17 protein-coding genes and 1 tRNA gene are annotated in these 16,087 nt (G+C 63.1%); 10 read left to right on the top strand and 8 right to left on the bottom strand.

Features of this window, described 5'->3' with window-relative positions:
- Nucleotide 1 precedes the first annotated feature (1 nt).
- The 5 genes from ugpE to RX328_RS00500 all read right to left on the bottom strand — a co-directional run bounded on the left by ugpE (nucleotide 2) and on the right by RX328_RS00500 (nucleotide 5,240).
- Nucleotides 2–850, bottom strand: a complete 849-nt coding sequence (gene ugpE, locus RX328_RS00520; RefSeq protein ID WP_213252518.1) for a sn-glycerol-3-phosphate ABC transporter permease UgpE — start codon at nucleotides 848–850, stop codon at nucleotides 2–4.
- Complete coding sequence (gene ugpA / locus RX328_RS00515; RefSeq protein WP_213252517.1) at nucleotides 850–1,731, bottom strand: sn-glycerol-3-phosphate ABC transporter permease UgpA; 882 nt, start codon at nucleotides 1,729–1,731, stop codon at nucleotides 850–852. Before ugpA ends, ugpE begins: the two co-directional genes overlap by 1 nt.
- A gap of 110 nt (nucleotides 1,732–1,841) precedes the next feature.
- The gene (gene ugpB / locus RX328_RS00510; RefSeq protein WP_213252516.1) at nucleotides 1,842–3,155 is read right to left on the bottom strand and encodes a sn-glycerol-3-phosphate ABC transporter substrate-binding protein UgpB; all 1,314 of its coding nucleotides are present in this window, start codon (nucleotides 3,153–3,155) and stop codon (nucleotides 1,842–1,844) included.
- 289 nt (nucleotides 3,156–3,444) lie between these two features.
- Entirely contained in the window at nucleotides 3,445–4,641 is a 1,197-nt protein-coding gene (locus RX328_RS00505; protein ID WP_249726559.1) for a CaiB/BaiF CoA transferase family protein, read from the bottom strand.
- Between the two features lie 173 nt (nucleotides 4,642–4,814).
- Nucleotides 4,815–5,240, bottom strand: coding sequence for an organic hydroperoxide resistance protein (locus RX328_RS00500; RefSeq protein WP_213252515.1), 426 nt, complete (start codon nucleotides 5,238–5,240; stop codon nucleotides 4,815–4,817).
- A gap of 165 nt (nucleotides 5,241–5,405) precedes the next feature.
- Here RX328_RS00500 and RX328_RS00495 point away from each other — a divergent pair, with 165 nt between their 5' ends.
- A complete protein-coding gene (locus tag RX328_RS00495; protein ID WP_213252514.1) occupies nucleotides 5,406–5,864 on the top strand; it encodes a MarR family winged helix-turn-helix transcriptional regulator in 459 nt (152 codons plus the stop codon).
- Nucleotides 5,865–5,885: 21 nt separating this feature from the next.
- On the opposite strand, the gene RX328_RS00490 is transcribed toward RX328_RS00495, so the two are convergent.
- From RX328_RS00490 to RX328_RS00480, 3 genes are all read right to left on the bottom strand, one after another.
- The gene (locus RX328_RS00490; RefSeq protein ID WP_213252513.1) at nucleotides 5,886–6,122 is read right to left on the bottom strand and encodes a GIY-YIG nuclease family protein; all 237 of its coding nucleotides are present in this window, start codon (nucleotides 6,120–6,122) and stop codon (nucleotides 5,886–5,888) included.
- A 186-nt stretch (nucleotides 6,123–6,308) separates the two neighbouring features.
- A tRNA-Ala gene (locus RX328_RS00485) sits at nucleotides 6,309–6,384 on the bottom strand.
- A gap of 90 nt (nucleotides 6,385–6,474) precedes the next feature.
- Entirely contained in the window at nucleotides 6,475–6,900 is a 426-nt protein-coding gene (locus tag RX328_RS00480) for a TIGR02300 family protein (protein WP_065726216.1), read from the bottom strand.
- Nucleotides 6,901–7,043: 143 nt separating this feature from the next.
- Here RX328_RS00480 and aroA point away from each other — a divergent pair, with 143 nt between their 5' ends.
- From aroA to trpA, 9 genes are all read left to right on the top strand, one after another.
- Nucleotides 7,044–8,381 carry a 3-phosphoshikimate 1-carboxyvinyltransferase gene (gene aroA, locus RX328_RS00475; RefSeq protein ID WP_213252512.1) on the top strand — a complete coding sequence of 446 codons (1,338 nt, stop codon included), beginning with the start codon at nucleotides 7,044–7,046 and terminating at the stop codon, nucleotides 8,379–8,381.
- Nucleotides 8,378–9,010 (top strand): (d)CMP kinase, encoded by a 633-nt coding sequence (gene cmk, locus RX328_RS00470; RefSeq protein WP_213252511.1) that lies wholly within the window; start codon nucleotides 8,378–8,380, stop codon nucleotides 9,008–9,010. The genes aroA and cmk overlap by 4 nt, the downstream gene beginning before the upstream one ends.
- Before the next feature lie 372 nt (nucleotides 9,011–9,382).
- Entirely contained in the window at nucleotides 9,383–11,086 is a 1,704-nt protein-coding gene (gene rpsA, locus RX328_RS00465; RefSeq protein WP_028347899.1) for a 30S ribosomal protein S1, read from the top strand.
- Between the two features lie 292 nt (nucleotides 11,087–11,378).
- Nucleotides 11,379–12,359, top strand: a complete 981-nt coding sequence (gene sppA, locus RX328_RS00460; protein ID WP_213252510.1) for a signal peptide peptidase SppA — start codon at nucleotides 11,379–11,381, stop codon at nucleotides 12,357–12,359.
- A gap of 171 nt (nucleotides 12,360–12,530) precedes the next feature.
- Nucleotides 12,531–12,836 carry an integration host factor subunit beta gene (locus tag RX328_RS00455; RefSeq protein WP_057844774.1) on the top strand — a complete coding sequence of 102 codons (306 nt, stop codon included), beginning with the start codon at nucleotides 12,531–12,533 and terminating at the stop codon, nucleotides 12,834–12,836.
- A gap of 80 nt (nucleotides 12,837–12,916) precedes the next feature.
- Nucleotides 12,917–13,309: a DUF1049 domain-containing protein gene (locus RX328_RS00450; protein ID WP_213252509.1), complete on the top strand. Its 393-nt coding sequence runs from the start codon at nucleotides 12,917–12,919 to the stop codon at nucleotides 13,307–13,309.
- A gap of 63 nt (nucleotides 13,310–13,372) precedes the next feature.
- Complete coding sequence (locus RX328_RS00445) at nucleotides 13,373–14,032, top strand: phosphoribosylanthranilate isomerase (RefSeq protein ID WP_213252508.1); 660 nt, start codon at nucleotides 13,373–13,375, stop codon at nucleotides 14,030–14,032.
- Nucleotides 14,029–15,246, top strand: coding sequence for a tryptophan synthase subunit beta (gene trpB, locus RX328_RS00440; protein WP_213252507.1), 1,218 nt, complete (start codon nucleotides 14,029–14,031; stop codon nucleotides 15,244–15,246). The genes RX328_RS00445 and trpB overlap by 4 nt, the downstream gene beginning before the upstream one ends.
- The gene (gene trpA, locus RX328_RS00435; RefSeq protein WP_213252506.1) at nucleotides 15,243–16,079 is read left to right on the top strand and encodes a tryptophan synthase subunit alpha; all 837 of its coding nucleotides are present in this window, start codon (nucleotides 15,243–15,245) and stop codon (nucleotides 16,077–16,079) included. Before trpB ends, trpA begins: the two co-directional genes overlap by 4 nt.
- The last annotated feature ends 8 nt before the right edge of the window (nucleotides 16,080–16,087 follow it).

The following is a 16,087-nucleotide window of genomic DNA, read 5'->3' as shown; positions in this document are numbered from 1 at the left end:
TTCATTTTTCCGTCTGGACCAGGCCGCGCACGAACAGCCGCTGCATGAATATGACGACCGCGACCGGCGGCAGCATGGCGAGGACCGCGGTCGCCATCGCGAGCTGCCATTCGGCGAGCTCGTCGGTCGTCACCAGCATCTTCTTGATGCCAATCACGATGGTCTGCATCGAATCCTGCGTCGTGATCAAAAGCGGCCAGAGATATTGATTCCAGCCATAGATGAACTGGATCACGAATAGCGCCGCCATGGTCGTCACCGACAGCGGCAAGAGCGTATCCCAAAAGAAGCGGAAAGGTCCGGCGCCGTCGATGCGCGAGGCTTCCAGCAGTTCATCCGGCACCGTCATGAAGAATTGCCGGAACAGCAGCGTGCCGGTCGCGGATGCAATCAGCGGTAGGATGAGCCCGGCATAGGTGTCGAGCATGCGCAGGTCGGCAACGACCTTGTAGGTCGGGTAGATGCGCACTTCGACCGGCAGCATCAGCGTGATGAAGATGATCCAGAACGCAGTCTTGCGGAAGGCAAAGCGGAAATAGACCACTGCGTAAGCGGACAGGATCGAGATGAAGATCTTGCCCACCGCAATGCCGATCGCCGAGACGAAGGAGTTGATCAGCATGTTGGCCACAGGCTCGCGGCTGGTGCGCGCGCCGCCGACGAAAATGGCGCGATAATAATTCTCCAGCGTGCGGCTGCCGGGTGTTGCCGGCATGTGGCCGCCGACCACGGTCGCCGCGTCATGGGTCGAGGCGATCAGCGCGAGATAAACCGGAAAAGCGACAATGAACACGCCAAGCGTCAGGATGGCGTAGGCGATGAAATCGGTGAGCGGGCGGTGCTCGACCATCAGTACTGCACCTTGCGTTCGACGTAGCGGAACTGGATCGCGGTCAGCGCGATCACGATGACCATCAGTACGACCGACTGCGCAGCCGAGCCGCCGAGGTCGCCGCCGAGACGGCCGTCGGCATAGACCTTGTAGACCATGGTGGTGGTGGCGCCGGCGGGTCCGCCGCCGGTAACGGCGTCGATAATGCCAAACGTGTCGAAGAAGACGTAGACGACATTGACCACCAGCAGGAAGAACGTCGTCGGCGATAGCAGCGGAAAGATGATGGTCCAGAAGCGGCGCAACGGCCCGGCGCCGTCGATGGCGCCGGCCTCGATCACGCTCCTCGGGATCGATTGCAGGCCGGCGAGGAAGAACAGGAAATTGTAGGAGATCTGTTTCCACACCGACGCCATCACCACCAGCATCATGGCGTGGTTCTCGTTAAGCAGCGGATTCCAGTCGAGGCCCATGCCGCGCAGCGGACGCGCCAGCATGCCGAGCGAGGGCTGGAACATGAAGAACCAGAGCACGCCGGCTACCGCGGGCGCCACCGCATAGGGCCAGATCATCAGCGTCTTGTAAGCGGGCGCGGCCTTCAGGTTCTTGTCGGCCTGAGTTGCGAACAACAGCGCGATCGAGAGCGACAGCGCCGCAACCAGCGTCGAGAAGACCACCGTCGTCAGCATCGAGCGGTAATATTCCGGCTGAGCGAACAGCGCCTGATAATTTTCCAGCCCGACATATTCGGAGACGAGACCGAACGCGTCCTCGCGCAGGAAGGACTGCCAGATCGCCTGGCTTGCCGGCCAATAGAAGAAGACAACCGTGATGACGAGCTGCGGCAGCAGCAGTAGATAAGGCAGCAGTCGGTTGTTGAAGACGGTGGACTTTTCCATTCAGCACTTTCGTCATTGCGAGGAGCGTAAGCGACGAAGCAATCCATTAGTCCGTTATGCGGTACTATGGATTGCTTCGCTTCGCTCGCAATGACGCCCCCTCGGCCGTCTTACTTTGCAGTCTTCTCGAAGGCGCGCAACATCGCATTGCCGCGGGCGACGGCGGCATCGAGGGCTTCCTTCGCGGACTTCTTGCCGGCCAGCGCCGCCTCGATCTCCTCAGACCAGAGGTCGCGCATCTGCACCATGTTGCCGAAGCGCAGACCGCGCGAATTCTCGGTCGGCTCCTTGTTGGTGAGTTCCTTCAAGGGAGTCTGCAAGGTCGGGTTCTTCTCGTAGAAGCCGTCCTTGATCGACTTCTCGTAGGCCGCCTTGGTGATCGGCAGATAGCCGGACTCCTGATGCAGCTTGGCCTGGCGGTTGGTATCCGACAGGAAAGTGAAGAACTTTGCGACGCCCTTGTATTCTTCCGGCTTCTTGCCGCCCATCACCCAGAGCGATGCGCCGCCGATGATCGAGTTCTGCGGGGCGCCGGGGACATCAGGGTAGTAGGGCATCGGCGCCGAGGTGAAGTCGAACTTGGCCGTGCCCTTGGCGGTGGCGTAGTAGCCCGACGAGGTCAGGAAGATCGCGCATTCGCCGGAGCCGAAGCGGGCTTCGTTGGTGCTGGTGCGGCCGCCATAGTCGTAGGTCTTGTCCTTCTGCAGATCGACCAGGTTCTGCAGGTGCCTCACGTGCAGCGGCGAGTTGAACTTCAGCTCGGTATCGAAACCATCGAGGCCGTTGGCCTTGGTGCCGATCGGCACGTTGTGCCAAGCCGAGAACTGCTCGATATGCGCCCAGCTTGCCCAGGCGTTGGAGAAGCCGCAGGTCGCATGCCCCGCCGCCTTCAGCTTCTTGGCGGCGTCAAACACTTCCGGCCACGTCTTCGGGATTTCGGTGACCCCGGCCTTTTTCAATTCGTCCTTGTTGATCCACATCACCATGGAAGACGAGTTGAAGGGGAACGACAGCATCTCGCCTTTGGAGGTCGAGTAGTAGCCGGTGATGGTCGGCAGGTACGCCTTGGGATCGAACGGCTCGCCGGCATCCTTCATGAGCTGGTAAACCGGCTTGATGGCGCCGGTAGCGCTCATCATGGTGGCGGTGCCGACCTCGAACACCTGCATGATGTGCGGCGCGTTGCCGGCGCGGAAGGCGGCGATGCCGGCGTTCATGGTGTCGGGATAGCTGCCCTTGTAGGACGGCACGACCTTGTAGTCGGACTGGCTGGCGTTGAATTCCTCGGCAAGCTTGTTGACGATGTCGTTGTTGCCGCCGGTCATGGCGTGCCACCACTGGATCTCCGTCACAGCGTGGGCAGGTGTTGCGAACGCCAGCGCGACAGTAACTGCCGCGGCTGGGCCAAATTGTCGAAATGCCATGTAATTCCTCCAGGTTGGGGTCGTCACCTTCGTTTCGCGCGATAGCAGCGCCGGATGACGTGCAAATGACCCTATAAGCGAAAGGATGCTAGTGGGAAAGCTTACGGCTGGGGAAGCCGGAAAATAGGCGAAGGCATGCGGTGACGGCGTGCCCCGGACGCGGCGCAGCACGAAGTGATGCATCGCAGAGCCGGGGCCTAGCGAGCGCCATTCAGATTACATATCGGCGGTAGGTCCCGGCGCTGCGGAGCAGCGTTGCACGCTGCACCGCGTCCGCGACACGAAAGCCTCAGCGCTTGCGTTCGGAGCCGCAGACCGCGCCGTTGGCGACCAGCGCCTCGATCTCGCCCTTCGAGTAGCCGAACTCGCCCAGCACCTCCGATGTGTGCTGGCTGAATTTCGGCGGCGTGCGGCGCAGGCTGGGCTTGGTCCGCTCCAGCCGAATCGGAGAGGCGACGCCCTTGTACCAGTCCTTTTCGATGATATCGCCGCGATGCAGCGTATGCGGATTGGTCAGCGCCTGGTCGATCTTCTGCACCGGACCCGCCGGCAGGCCGGCTGCCAGCAGCCGATTGCACAGCGGCTCGGCCTCGTGCTGGCTGAACACGGCGGCAAGCTCGGCGCGCAGCGCCTCGCGGTTGGCGATACGGTCCTTGTTGCGGGCAAAGCGCGGATCGGTGCCGAGTTCGGGCTTGCCGATTTCCTTGGCGAGCTTGCGGAAGGTGCCGTCATTGCCGACACCGATGAAGATATCATCGGTCTTGGTCGGAAAGATCGCGTAAGGAACGAGATTCGGGTGCTCGTTTCCGGTGAGCGACGGCGGCTTGCCATGCATGAAATAGTTCGCGGTGTGCGGATGCATGATCGCAAGCCCGGTTTCATACAGCGTGGTTTCGAGAAACTGGCCGAGACCCGAACGCTGCCGCTCCGACAGCGCCATCAGGATACCGATCGCCGCGTAAAGCCCGGTGGTGATGTCGACCAGGGGAACGCCGATCCGCATCGGGCCGCTTTCGGGCGAGCCGGTGGCCGCGATCATGCCGGTCATTGCCTGGATGATTGCGTCATAGCCGGGATTGCCGCCGCGCGGGCCATCGGCGCCGAAGCCGGAAATCCGGCAGTGCACCAGCTTTGGAAACTTCGCGCGCAAGACGTCGTTGCCAATGCCCCATTTGTCGAGCGTGCCCGGCTTGAAATTCTCGATCAGGACGTCGGCCGTCTCCAGTAGCTTCATCAGCACCGCGCGCCCGTCTTCGGACGCGAGGTCGAGGCCGATCGAGCGCTTGTTGCGGTTGATCCCGACGAAATAGGCCGCGTCCTCCTCGTGGAACGGAGGACCCCAGTCGCGCACCTCGTCGCCGGCCGGCGGCTCGACCTTGATCACGTCAGCGCCGTGGTCAGCGAGGATTTGCGTGCAATAGGGGCCGCCGAGCACGCGCGTCAGATCGATCACGCGCAGGCCGGTCATTGCGCCGGGAGAACTCATGGAGAAAACCTTCGCTCAGGATGAGAAATGGAGGCTTTGAGCTAGCGGTCTTCAGGCGCGGCCGCAATGGCGTCTCGCGCACAGGCGCATGACGGGACAGCCGTAGCACGAGGTGAAAATTCCGCGGGACGAATGGCCCGCCTATATCGGCGGCGGGCCATCCTGCATCGTCGTCAGACGACGGTCAGGCGCACGTCGACATTGCCGCGGGTGGCGTTGGAATAGGGGCACACCTGGTGGGCCTTGGCGACGAGAGCTTCCGCTTCAGCCTTGGGAACGCCGGGCAGGGAGACGGCGAGTTCGACGTCGAGGCCAAAGCCGCCGGCCGAGCGCGGGCCGATGCCGACGGTGGAGGTCACCGAGGCGTCCGCCGGCACCTTCGGGCCGCCCTGGGAAGCTACGAATTTCATCGCGCCGATGAAGCAGGCGGCATAGCCGGCCGCGAACAACTGTTCGGGATTGTTGCCGGCGCCACCGCCGCCGCCGAGCTCTTTCGGGGTGGCGAGCTTGACGTCGAGTGCGCCGTCGAGGGTGGCGGCGTGGCCATCGCGGCCGCCGGTGGCCTTGGCGCTGGTCCTGTAGAGCACGTTCACGGACATGTCGGTCTCCCCTTGGGTTTGCCGTTTCGATGAACGGTGTATTGCACACAATTAGATCGTGCGAATATAAATTATTGCAGAGGTCGCAATTTAATTGTATGCAATTGAAATCAAGAGCTTGCGGCTCCGAATCGGGGCAGGGCGCCACCCATTGACGAGGTTGTGATGGCCAGAAAACACGCGGCCGACCTGCCGCTGAAACTCGACAATCAGCTCTGCTTTGCGGTGTATTCCACCGCGCACGCGTTCAACCGCGTCTACAAGCCGCTGCTCGACCGGCTCGGCCTGACCTACCCGCAATACCTGGTCATGCTGGTGCTGTGGGAGCGCGACGGCGTACCGGTGAAAGATATCGGTGAGCGGCTGCACCTGGATTCCGGCACGCTGACGCCGCTGCTCAAGCGGTTGGAGGCGGCCGAACTGATCAAGCGGACACGCAGCACCGAGGACGAGCGGCAGGTGCTGATCGCCCTGACACCAAAGGGCGAAGCGCTGCGGGAGAAAGCGAGAGCTGTGCCACAGGCGATCCTGGCGGCGTCAGCCTGCTCGGTCGGCGAACTCGTAGCGATGAAGAACGAGATCGTCGCGCTGCGCGATCGATTGAATGCGGTGGCAGGGGAGTAAGGGCTTGCCGCGCAGATACGGTCAGAAGTGCTTCTTTGCAAATGCCCTGCCGGAGCCTGACTTCAGATACTTCTCGAACGCGCGGGCGCACTGCTCATCGCTAAACGCGATGTAGGTTCTGGGCCGCCAAGGCCCGTACTTGGAGGTATGAGGCACTTCCCCAGCATTATGCTTTGCCAAGCGAGCACGTAGCTCTTCGGTGATGCCGACGTAGAAATGCTCGGAGTCGAAACTTTCGGGGATGTAGACGTATTTCATGCGACCCGCCCGCGTTGAAGAACAGATCGCAGGATACCGCATTCGCGAGGCCGCACGGGATTGCTTGCACGAGGGCTTGCCGAGGCCCGCCGTCGCCCTTCGGGCTATGGCGTGGCAGCCTTCTCACTTCGCTACGAGGGACTTCCAGGGGCTTGCCCAGCCGAAGCTCGCGAAGCGAGCGAAGGCTGGTGGAGCCAGGCGGGATCGAACCGCCGACCTCTTGCATGCCATGCAAGCGCTCTCCCAGCTGAGCTATGGCCCCGTCACAGTCAAGGCACGGTCTTTCCGACCATGCTCCCGCGAGCCTTGGGCGACTCGCGGGGGAGACCCAGAACATAGTTCTGGGCCGATCTCAAGTCTCTTCGTCGCCTCCGACGTCGCCGATGATGTCGGTGACGTCCTCATCGCCCTCTTCCTCGTCCGGAATGAAGGTGGAATCGTCGTCGTCATCGTCCTCGATGGTCTCGTCGATCTCGATATCGTCTTCCGATTCGGGAACCACGGCCTTCACCTTGCCGGTGTTCTCCTCGGCGTCAGCCTCCTCAAGCGAGACCAACTCTTCGGCCTCGGCGGCCTCCGGCATGTCGGCAGCGGCAGTGGCCGAAGCGGCAGCAGCAGCGCGCGCGGCATCGCCACGGGCAGCCCGCGGCGGCGCGATCGGGGCAATCGGAACGACCTCGCCGGTGTAGGGCGAAATCACCGGGCTCTTGTTCAGGTCATAGAACTTCTTACCCGTCGTCGGGCAAATACGCTTGGTTCCGAGATCGGATTTGGCCACGTGTAGATCCTGGGAAATTCTGAAAAACGGTGCTTCACTTGGCTAGTTGAGGGGCCGGTGTCAATAGCGCTTTGAAGCTTTTGAGGGCCGCGTGACGCCGTGTGGTCCATGTGATACTGCCGCCCCCGCAGAGGACCACCATCTTGACCCATTCAACCACCCAGACCCCGCTGGAATCCCGTGCCAGCGGTCCCTTGGCCGGGAAAGTCCGCGTTCCCGGCGACAAGTCGATTTCGCACCGCGCACTCATCCTGGGGGCACTTTCGGTCGGCGAAACCAGGATCTCGGGCCTGCTCGAGGGCGAGGACGTCCTCAACACCGCCAAATCGATGCAGGCGCTGGGCGCCCAGGTCGAGCGAACAGGGCCATTTGCCTGGCAGGTCAGGGGCGTGGGCGTGGCAGGCTTCGCCCAGCCGGCTTCTCCGCTCGATTTCGGCAATTCCGGTACCGGGTGCCGGCTGGTGATGGGGGCTGTGGCCGGCTGCCCGATCACGGCCGTGTTCGACGGCGATGCCTCGCTGCGCTCTCGCCCGATGCGCCGGATCCTCGATCCCCTGGAATTGATGGGGGCCAAAGCCGGGGAGATCAAGGAAGGCGGCCGCCTGCCGCTGACGCTGCATGGCGCCCGCGATCCCGTGCCGATCCTGTATCGCACGCCGGTGGCCTCGGCTCAGATCAAATCGGCGGTGCTGCTGGCGGGACTTGCCGCGCCCGGCGTTACGACCGTCATCGAGCAGGAAGCCAGCCGCGACCACACCGAGCTGATGCTGAAACATTTCGGCGCAGATATCGTCTCAGTCACGGAAGGAAGCCACGGCCGCAAGATCGCGCTCACCGGCCAGCCCGAACTGCACGGCGCTGACGTGGTGGTGCCTGCCGATCCATCCTCGGCGGCATTCCCGATCGTCGCGGCGCTGATTGTCGACGGCTCCGACGTGACCTTCTCCGACGTGATGACCAACCCGTTGCGCACCGGCTTGCTCACGACGCTGCGCGAGATGGGCGCCGCCATCGAGGAAAGCGAGGTCCGCGGCGACGCTGGCGAGCCGATGGCCCGCTTGCGCGTGCGCGCCTCAAAACTGCGCGGCGTCGAGGTGCCGCCGGAGCGCGCGCCGTCGATGATCGACGAATATCTGGTGCTCGCGGTCGCAGCCTCCTTCGCCGAAGGCACCACCATCATGCGCGGCCTGCAGGAACTACGCGTCAAAGAGTCCGACCGGCTCGAGGCAACCGCCGCCATGCTGCGCGTCAACGGCGTCAGGGTCGAGATCGCGGGCGATGATTTAATCGTCGAGGGCCGCGGCCACGTGCCCGGCGGCGGTCTCGTCGCCACTCACATGGATCACCGTATTGCGATGTCGGCGCTGGTGATGGGGCTTGCGGCCGACAAGCCGGTCAAGGTCGACGACACCGCCTTCATCGCCACCAGCTTTCCGGATTTCATCCCGATGATGCGCTCGCTCGGAGCGGAGTTTTCATGATCATCGCCATCGACGGGCCGGCAGCTTCCGGCAAGGGCACGCTCGGCAAACGTCTCGCCCATCATTACGGCTACCGCCATCTCGACACCGGCGTGATCTATCGCGCGGTGGCGAAGGCGTTGCTGGACGAGGGCTTTGATCTCACCGACGAAGCGCGGGCAGTGGCGGTCGCGATGGAGCTCGATCCCGAGAAGTTTGGGCATCCCGAGCTGAAGACGCAGCGGATCGGCGATGCCGCCTCGGTGGTGTCGGCGATCCCCAGCGTGCGCGAGGCGCTGGTCAATTTTCAGCGCCAGTTCGCGGCCGATCCGCCGGGCGCCGTGCTCGACGGGCGCGACATCGGAACCGTGATCTGCCCGAATGCCGATGTGAAGATTTTCGTGGTCGCCGATGCGCAGGTGCGGGCCCACCGCCGGACGCTGGAAGCCCGCGCGCGGGGCGAGGAAGCTGACGAGGCGGCGGTGCTGGCCGACATCCTCAAGCGCGATGAGCGGGACCGCAATCGAGCCGCCGCGCCGCTGAAAGCGGCCGACGACGCGCATATCCTGGATAATTCCAATCTCGACATCGAGGCCGGCGTCCGCGCCGCGATTGCCATCGTCGAGGCCGTCCGCGCCCAGCGAAAATAAGCAGGATTTGGCCTCTCAGGGCCGCCCCAAACGCCCGTAAATTGGGCATTTCCGGCTTGCCGAAAATGGCTCGTGGGGCTATATCCACGCCCATCCGGGCCGCCATCGATGAGATCAGGGCTGTCCGAGCGGGCCGGCCGGAGGTTTGAACCCCCGCCGTCATTGGAGGAAAGCCCGCTCCAGGCTCCTGAAGTCGATACGCTCGTTTCAGGCTCCGGATAGACAATCAACGTATCGAACGTGCAGGCATGCTGCCGGCCCGCTTTTGCGCCCTCCGCAAATGCGGTCGTCAGGGTTTGCGGACCCCTGACACTTCACGCGCGATGCGCCCTTTAACCCGAACGGCCGGCAAGATCCCGCATTGGAGAACAAATGGCTTCGACTACTGCTGCTTCTTATAATCCGACCCGCGACGATTTCGCTGCGATGCTGGACGAGTCCTTTGCCGGCGGCAATCTGCAGGAAAGCTCCGTCATCAAGGGCAAGGTGGTTGCAATTGAAAAGGACATGGCCGTCATCGACGTCGGCCTGAAGACCGAGGGCCGTGTGGCGCTGCGCGAATTCGCCGGACCCGGCCGTGAAAGCGATCTCAAGGTTGGCGACGAGGTTGAGGTGTTCCTCGACAGAATCGAGAATGCGCTCGGCGAAGCCGTGCTGTCGCGCGACAAGGCGCGCCGCGAGGAAAGCTGGGGCAAGCTCGAGAAGGCCTTCAACAACAACGAGAAGGTTCACGGCGTCATCTTCAACCAGGTCAAGGGCGGCTTCACCGTCGACCTCGACGGCGCTGTCGCCTTCCTGCCGCGCTCGCAGGTCGATATCCGCCCGATCCGCGACGTAGCTCCCTTGATGAACAACTCGCAGCCGTTCCAGATCCTCAAGATGGATCGCCGCCGCGGCAACATCGTGGTGTCGCGCCGCACGGTTCTCGAAGAGACCCGCGCCGAGCAGCGCCAGGAGCTGGTGCAGAACCTCGAAGAAGGCCAGGTGATCGACGGCGTGGTCAAGAACATCACCGATTACGGTGCGTTCGTTGATCTCGGCGGCATCGACGGCCTGCTCCACGTCACCGATATCGCCTGGCGCCGGGTCAATCACCCGACGGAAGTGCTGACCATCGGCCAGACCGTGAAGGTCAAGATCATCAAGATCAACCACGAGACCCACCGCATTTCGCTCGGCATGAAGCAGTTGCTGGACGATCCGTGGCAGGGCATCGAGGCGAAGTACCCGCTGAACGCGCGCTTCACCGGCCGCGTCACCAACATCACCGACTACGGCGCGTTCGTCGAACTGGAGCCGGGCATCGAAGGCCTGATCCACGTCTCGGAAATGTCGTGGACCAAAAAGAACATGCACCCCGGCAAGATCGTTTCGACCTCGCAGGAAGTCGAAGTGCAGGTGCTCGAAGTTGATTCCGTCAAGCGCCGCATCTCGCTCGGCCTCAAGCAGACCATGCGCAACCCCTGGGAAGTCTTCGTCGAGAAGTTCCCGGTCGGTTCGGTGGTCGAAGGCGAGGTCAAGAACAAGACCGAGTTCGGTCTGTTCCTCGGCCTCGACGGGGACGTCGACGGCATGGTCCACCTGTCCGACCTCGACTGGAAGCTTCCGGGCGAGCAGGTCATCGACAACTTCAAGAAGGGCGACATGGTCAAGGCCGTGGTGCTCGACGTCGATGTCGAGAAGGAACGCATCTCGCTTGGCGTCAAGCAGCTCGAAGGCGACCCCTTCGCAGAACCCGGCGACGTCAAGAAGGGCGCGGTCGTGACCTGCGAAGTGCTCGAAGTGAAGGAAGCCGGCATCGAGGTGAAGATCTCGGGCACCGACTTCACCACCTTCATCAAGCGCTCCGAACTGGCCCGTGACCGCAACGATCAGCGCGCCGAACGCTTCGCCGTCGGCGAGAAGGTCGATGCCCGCGTGATCCAGTTCGACAAGAAGGCCCGCAAGGTGCAGGTCTCGATCAAGGCGCTGGAAGTTGCCGAAGAGAAGGAAGCCATCGCGCAATACGGCTCCTCCGATTCGGGAGCGACGCTGGGCGATATTCTCGGCACCGCGCTCAAGAACCGCGAGAAGTAAGCGCCCGCTTATCGGCTGCGACATCAGGCCTCGGTTTCGACCGGGGCCTTTTTCGTTCTTCCTTCTCTCCTTGTGGGAGAAGGTGCCTTGCCGAAGGCGGATGAGGGGTTCTCTCCGCGGAGACAGACCCCTCATCCGTCACAGACTTCGTCCGCGCCACCTTCTCCCACAAGGGGAGAAGGGAAACAGGGTCCTTGTTTTCTTCATATTGCGTCGCAATTGATGTAATCAGGTGACGCTTCGCTGACGCTGCGAGTGCAAAAAGCGCGATGATTGTTTCAGGAGAATTTCGATGTCGCTCGATTCGGACGTGATCGTCGATCGCCGCAGGATCCGCCGCAAGCTGACGTTCTGGCGTATCATGGCTGGCCTTGTCACGATCGCGGCGATCGTCACCTTTGGCGCAATCGCGACAACGCGCGGGCCGGCCGCGCTGACGCCATCGGGATCGATCGCGCGCGTCAATATCGAAGGGCTGATCCGCAGCGACCAGCAGCGCGTCGAGGCGCTGGAGCGGCTGGAGAAATCGAGCCATGCTGCGGTTATCGTGCACATCAACTCGCCGGGCGGCACCACGGCCGGCTCCGAGCAGCTCCATGAGGCGCTGATCCGGCTTAAAGCCAAAAAGCCGCTGGTGGTGGTGGTCGAGGGGCTGGCCGCTTCGGGCGGTTACATCGCGGCAATGGCCGCCGATCACATCGTCGCCCGGCAGAGCTCGCTGGTCGGCTCCATCGGCGTGCTGTTTCAATTTCCGAATTTCAGCGAGCTGATGAAGACCGTGGGCGTCAAGGTCGAGGAGGTGAAATCCTCGCCGTTGAAGGCTGCGCCCAATGGGTTCGAGCCGACCAGCCCGGAAGCGCGTGCTGCGCTGGATGCGCTGGTGAAGGATTCCTATGCCTGGTTCCGTGGCCTGGTGAAGGAGCGGCGCGGCATGGATGACGCGCTACTCGAAAAAGTTGCGGATGGTCGCGTCTTCACCGGCCGTCAGGCGGTCGAACTGAAACTGGTCGATCAGCTCGGCGATGAAAAAGCAGCCGTCGCGTGGCTGGTCGCCGAGAAGAAGATCAAGAGTGATCTGCCGGTGCGCGATTACAAGCTGAATCCGCAGTTTGGTGACCTGACATTTCTGCGCACGGCGGCTTCCATCGCGTTCGATGCGCTCGGGTTGAGTTCCATCGCGCGTCAGATCGAGCAGGCCGGGGTCGCACAGGCGGTCGATCAGCTCTCGCTCGACGGCATGCTGGCATTGTGGCGCCCCGCAGCCTCCAATTGAGCCGCTGCGGCTGCCCTTCGCTGCGTTCTCCCGCATTGCGGGTATTGTCACAAACCGCTTCCGGGCGGTTTGTCGCGCCATTTCTCGCTGCCCAAAAGTGATTTAGCGTCTTGACAGTGCAAGGCATTTTCACGGAAATGGATATCCGCACGATCCCGGATCCCAACTTCGATGATCAAATCCGAACTTGTTCAGCGCATCGCCGAGCACAACCCGCACCTCTATCAGCGGGATGTGGAGAACATTGTGAACGCGATCCTCGATGAGATCGTCGCGGCCTTGGCGCGCGGCGACCGTGTCGAGCTGCGCGGCTTCGGCGCCTTCTCGGTCAAGCATCGCCCGGCTCGGGCGGGGCGCAATCCGCGCACTGGCGCCCATGTGCCGGTCGACCAGAAGAGCGTCCCGTTCTTCAAGACGGGCAAGGAAATGCGTGAGCGGCTGAACCGCGACAACGGCTCCCCCGAGGCCGGCGCATAAGCATTGTTTCGGGCTTTAATTAGATGTAGCCGTGTTGCGGGGCTCGTGCCCGCCTTTCTCCATCACGACGAGAGATGGTCATGCGAAAGTTCTTCACGGCGCTGGTCGTCATTCCCCTGGGCCTGATCTTCATTGTCTTTGCGGTCGCCAACCGCCATTTCGTGACGGTGTCGTTCGATCCGTTCAATGCGACCAATCCGGCGATTGCAGTGTCGCTGCCGCTGTTCGCCGTGATCATCACGGTGGCCATTCTGGGGGTGGCGGCGGGCGGCATGGCGACCTGGTTCCGCCAGCGCCACTGGCGCCGGGCGGCGCGCCACCACGAGGCCGATGCTCGCCGGGCCAGGGCGGAAGCTGCCGATTTACGGGCCGCGGCGGCGGTTTCCCGGGCCGATCAGCAGCGGCTTCCGGCGCCGTCCCAGTACGGCTTCTACGGGGCCGCCGGGCGAGACAAGCAGGGCGCGACGTTGTAGAACCCGCCCCGTCAACTTGTTCCAATCGGCCTTGGCGGCCGTAGACCCGCCTCCTGAGAGACCATGTCCCTGCTCGTCAAAATTTGCGGCCTGTCCACGCGCGAGACGCTCGATGTAGCGCTCGAGGCGGGTGCCGACATGGTGGGGTTCGTATTCTTTCCGCCGTCGCCGCGTCATCTCAGCCTCGAGACCGCGCGCGAGCTCGGCCGGGAAGTCAAGGGCCGGGCCGCCAAGGTGGCATTGACTGTCGATGCCGACGACGCGACGCTTGAAAATATCGTCGAGACACTGCGGCCGGACCTGCTGCAATTGCACGGCAAGGAAACCATCGCGCGCGTGCGCGACATCAAGGCGAAGTTCGCGCTACCAGTCATGAAGGTGATCGCGGTCGAGACCTCAGCCGATCTCGCCGCGCTGCCGGGCTATGCGAGCGTAGCTGATCGCATGCTGTTCGACGCCCGTGCGCCCAAGGGCGCCACTCGTCCCGGCGGATTAGGAGCCGTGTTCGACTGGCACGTTCTGGAAAAGCTCGATCTCAAGCTGCCCTTCATGGTCTCGGGCGGGCTCAGCGCCGGCAATGTCGCTGAGGCGCTCCGTGTCAGCCGTGCCGGCGGCGTCGATGTGTCCTCCGGCGTCGAAAGTTCGCCCGGCATCAAGGACCCCGAGCTGATCCGCAATTTCATTCGCGCCGCGCGCGCCACCGAAGAATTGATGGTCCGATGAATTCAAGCCTTCCGAACTCTTACCGTACCGGTCCCGACGAGCGCGGGCATTTTGGCAATTTCGGCGGCCGCTTCGTAGCGGAAACGCTGATGCCGCTGATCCTCGACCTGGAAAAAGCCTATGCGGCGGCCAAGGCCGATCCGCTGTTCCAGGCCGAGATGACCGGCTATCTCAAAGATTATGTCGGCCGGCCATCACCGCTTTATTTCGCCGAGCGGCTCACCGAGCATCTCGGTGGCGCCAAGATCTATCTCAAGCGCGAAGAGCTGAACCATACCGGCTCCCACAAGGTGAACAACGTGCTCGGCCAGATCATGGTCGCGCGGCGCATGGGCAAGAAGCGCATCATCGCCGAGACCGGCGCCGGCCAGCACGGCGTCGCCACCGCGACGCTGTGCGCGCGTTTTGGTCTCGAATGCGTGGTCTATATGGGCGCGGTGGACGTCGCCCGCCAGGCGCCGAACGTGTTCCGCATGGAGATGTTGGGTGCCAAGGTCGTGCCGGTGCAGTCGGGCACGCGCACGCTGAAGGACGCGATGAACGAGGCGCTGCGCGACTGGGTCACCAACGTGCACAACACCTTCTACTGCATCGGCACGGTGGCGGGGCCGCATCCCTATCCGATGATGGTGCGCGACTTCCAGTCGGTGATCGGCGAGGAAACGCGCAAGCAGATGCAGGAGGCCGAAGGCCGGCTGCCGGACTCACTGATCGCCTGCATCGGCGGCGGCTCCAACGCGATGGGCCTGTTTCATCCCTTCCTCGACGACCGCTCGGTCGAAATTTTCGGTGTCGAAGCGGCCGGCCATGGACTGACGCAACTGCATGCCGCCTCGATCGCCGGCGGCCGGCCCGGCGTTCTCCATGGCAACCGCACCTATCTCTTGATGGACGATGACGGCCAGATCCAGGATGCGCATTCGATCTCGGCGGGTCTCGACTATCCCGGTATCGGCCCGGAGCATTCCTGGCTGCATGAGACCAGCCGCGTCACTTACCTTTCCGCGACCGACGACGAAGCGCTCGCCGCCTTCATGCTGCTGTCGCGACTGGAAGGCATTCCACCCGCGCTGGAATCTGCGCACGCGATCGCCAAGGTCACGGAGCTCGCGCCGAAGCGGCCGAAGGAGCATCTGATGGTGGTCAATCTTTCCGGCCGTGGCGACAAGGACATTCCGCAGATCACGGAGATATTGAAAGGCAAGAAGCAGTGACCACCCGCATCGATGCACGCTTTGCCGAGCTCGCAAAAGAAGGCCGCTCGGCGCTGGTGACCTTCCTGATGGCCGGCGATCCCGATCCCTTAACTTCGCTCAACATCGTCAAGGCGCTGCCCAAGGCGGGCGCCGATATCATCGAGATCGGCATGCCCTTTACCGATCCGATGGCGGACGGACCGTCGATCCAGGCCGCGGGCTTGCGCGCGCTCAAGGGCGGCATGACCCTGAGGAAGACGCTCGAGATGGTGCACGGCTTCCGCAAGGAGGACGACACCACGCCGCTGGTGCTGATGGGCTATTACAATCCGATCTATATTTACGGGGTCGACAAGTTCCTCGCCGACGCCAGGACCGCCGGCGTCGATGGCCTGATCATCGTCGACCTGCCGCCGGAGGAGGACGAGGAGCTCTGCATTCCCGCCCTGAAGGCCGGGCTCAACTTCATCCGCCTGGCGACACCTACGACCGACGACAAACGCCTGCCCGCGGTGCTCGCGAACACCTCCGGCTTCGTCTACTACGTCTCGATCACCGGCATCACCGGTGCTGCGGCGGCCGATTTGAAAGTCGTCGGCGATGCGGTGGCCCGTATCAAGCGCCACACCAAGCTTCCGGTGTGCGTCGGCTTCGGCATCCGCACCCCGCAGGCGGCGCGCGCAATTGCCGAGAAGGCCAATGGCGCCGTGGTCGGCACCGTCTTAGTCGATGTGTTGCGCGACAGCCTCGACGCCCAGGGGCAGGCGACCACCAAGACGGTGGCCGCGGTGGCCGATGTCGTGGCGTCGCTGGCGCAGGGCGTCCGGGGCGCGAAGCAGGCCGCGGAATAAGCCACAAT

The organism is Bradyrhizobium sp. sBnM-33, from assembly GCF_032917945.1.
GTDB lineage: Bacteria > Pseudomonadota > Alphaproteobacteria > Rhizobiales > Xanthobacteraceae > Bradyrhizobium.
Note: the sequence above shows the minus strand (reverse complement) of the source record. Positions and strands in the feature narration are given on the sequence as shown.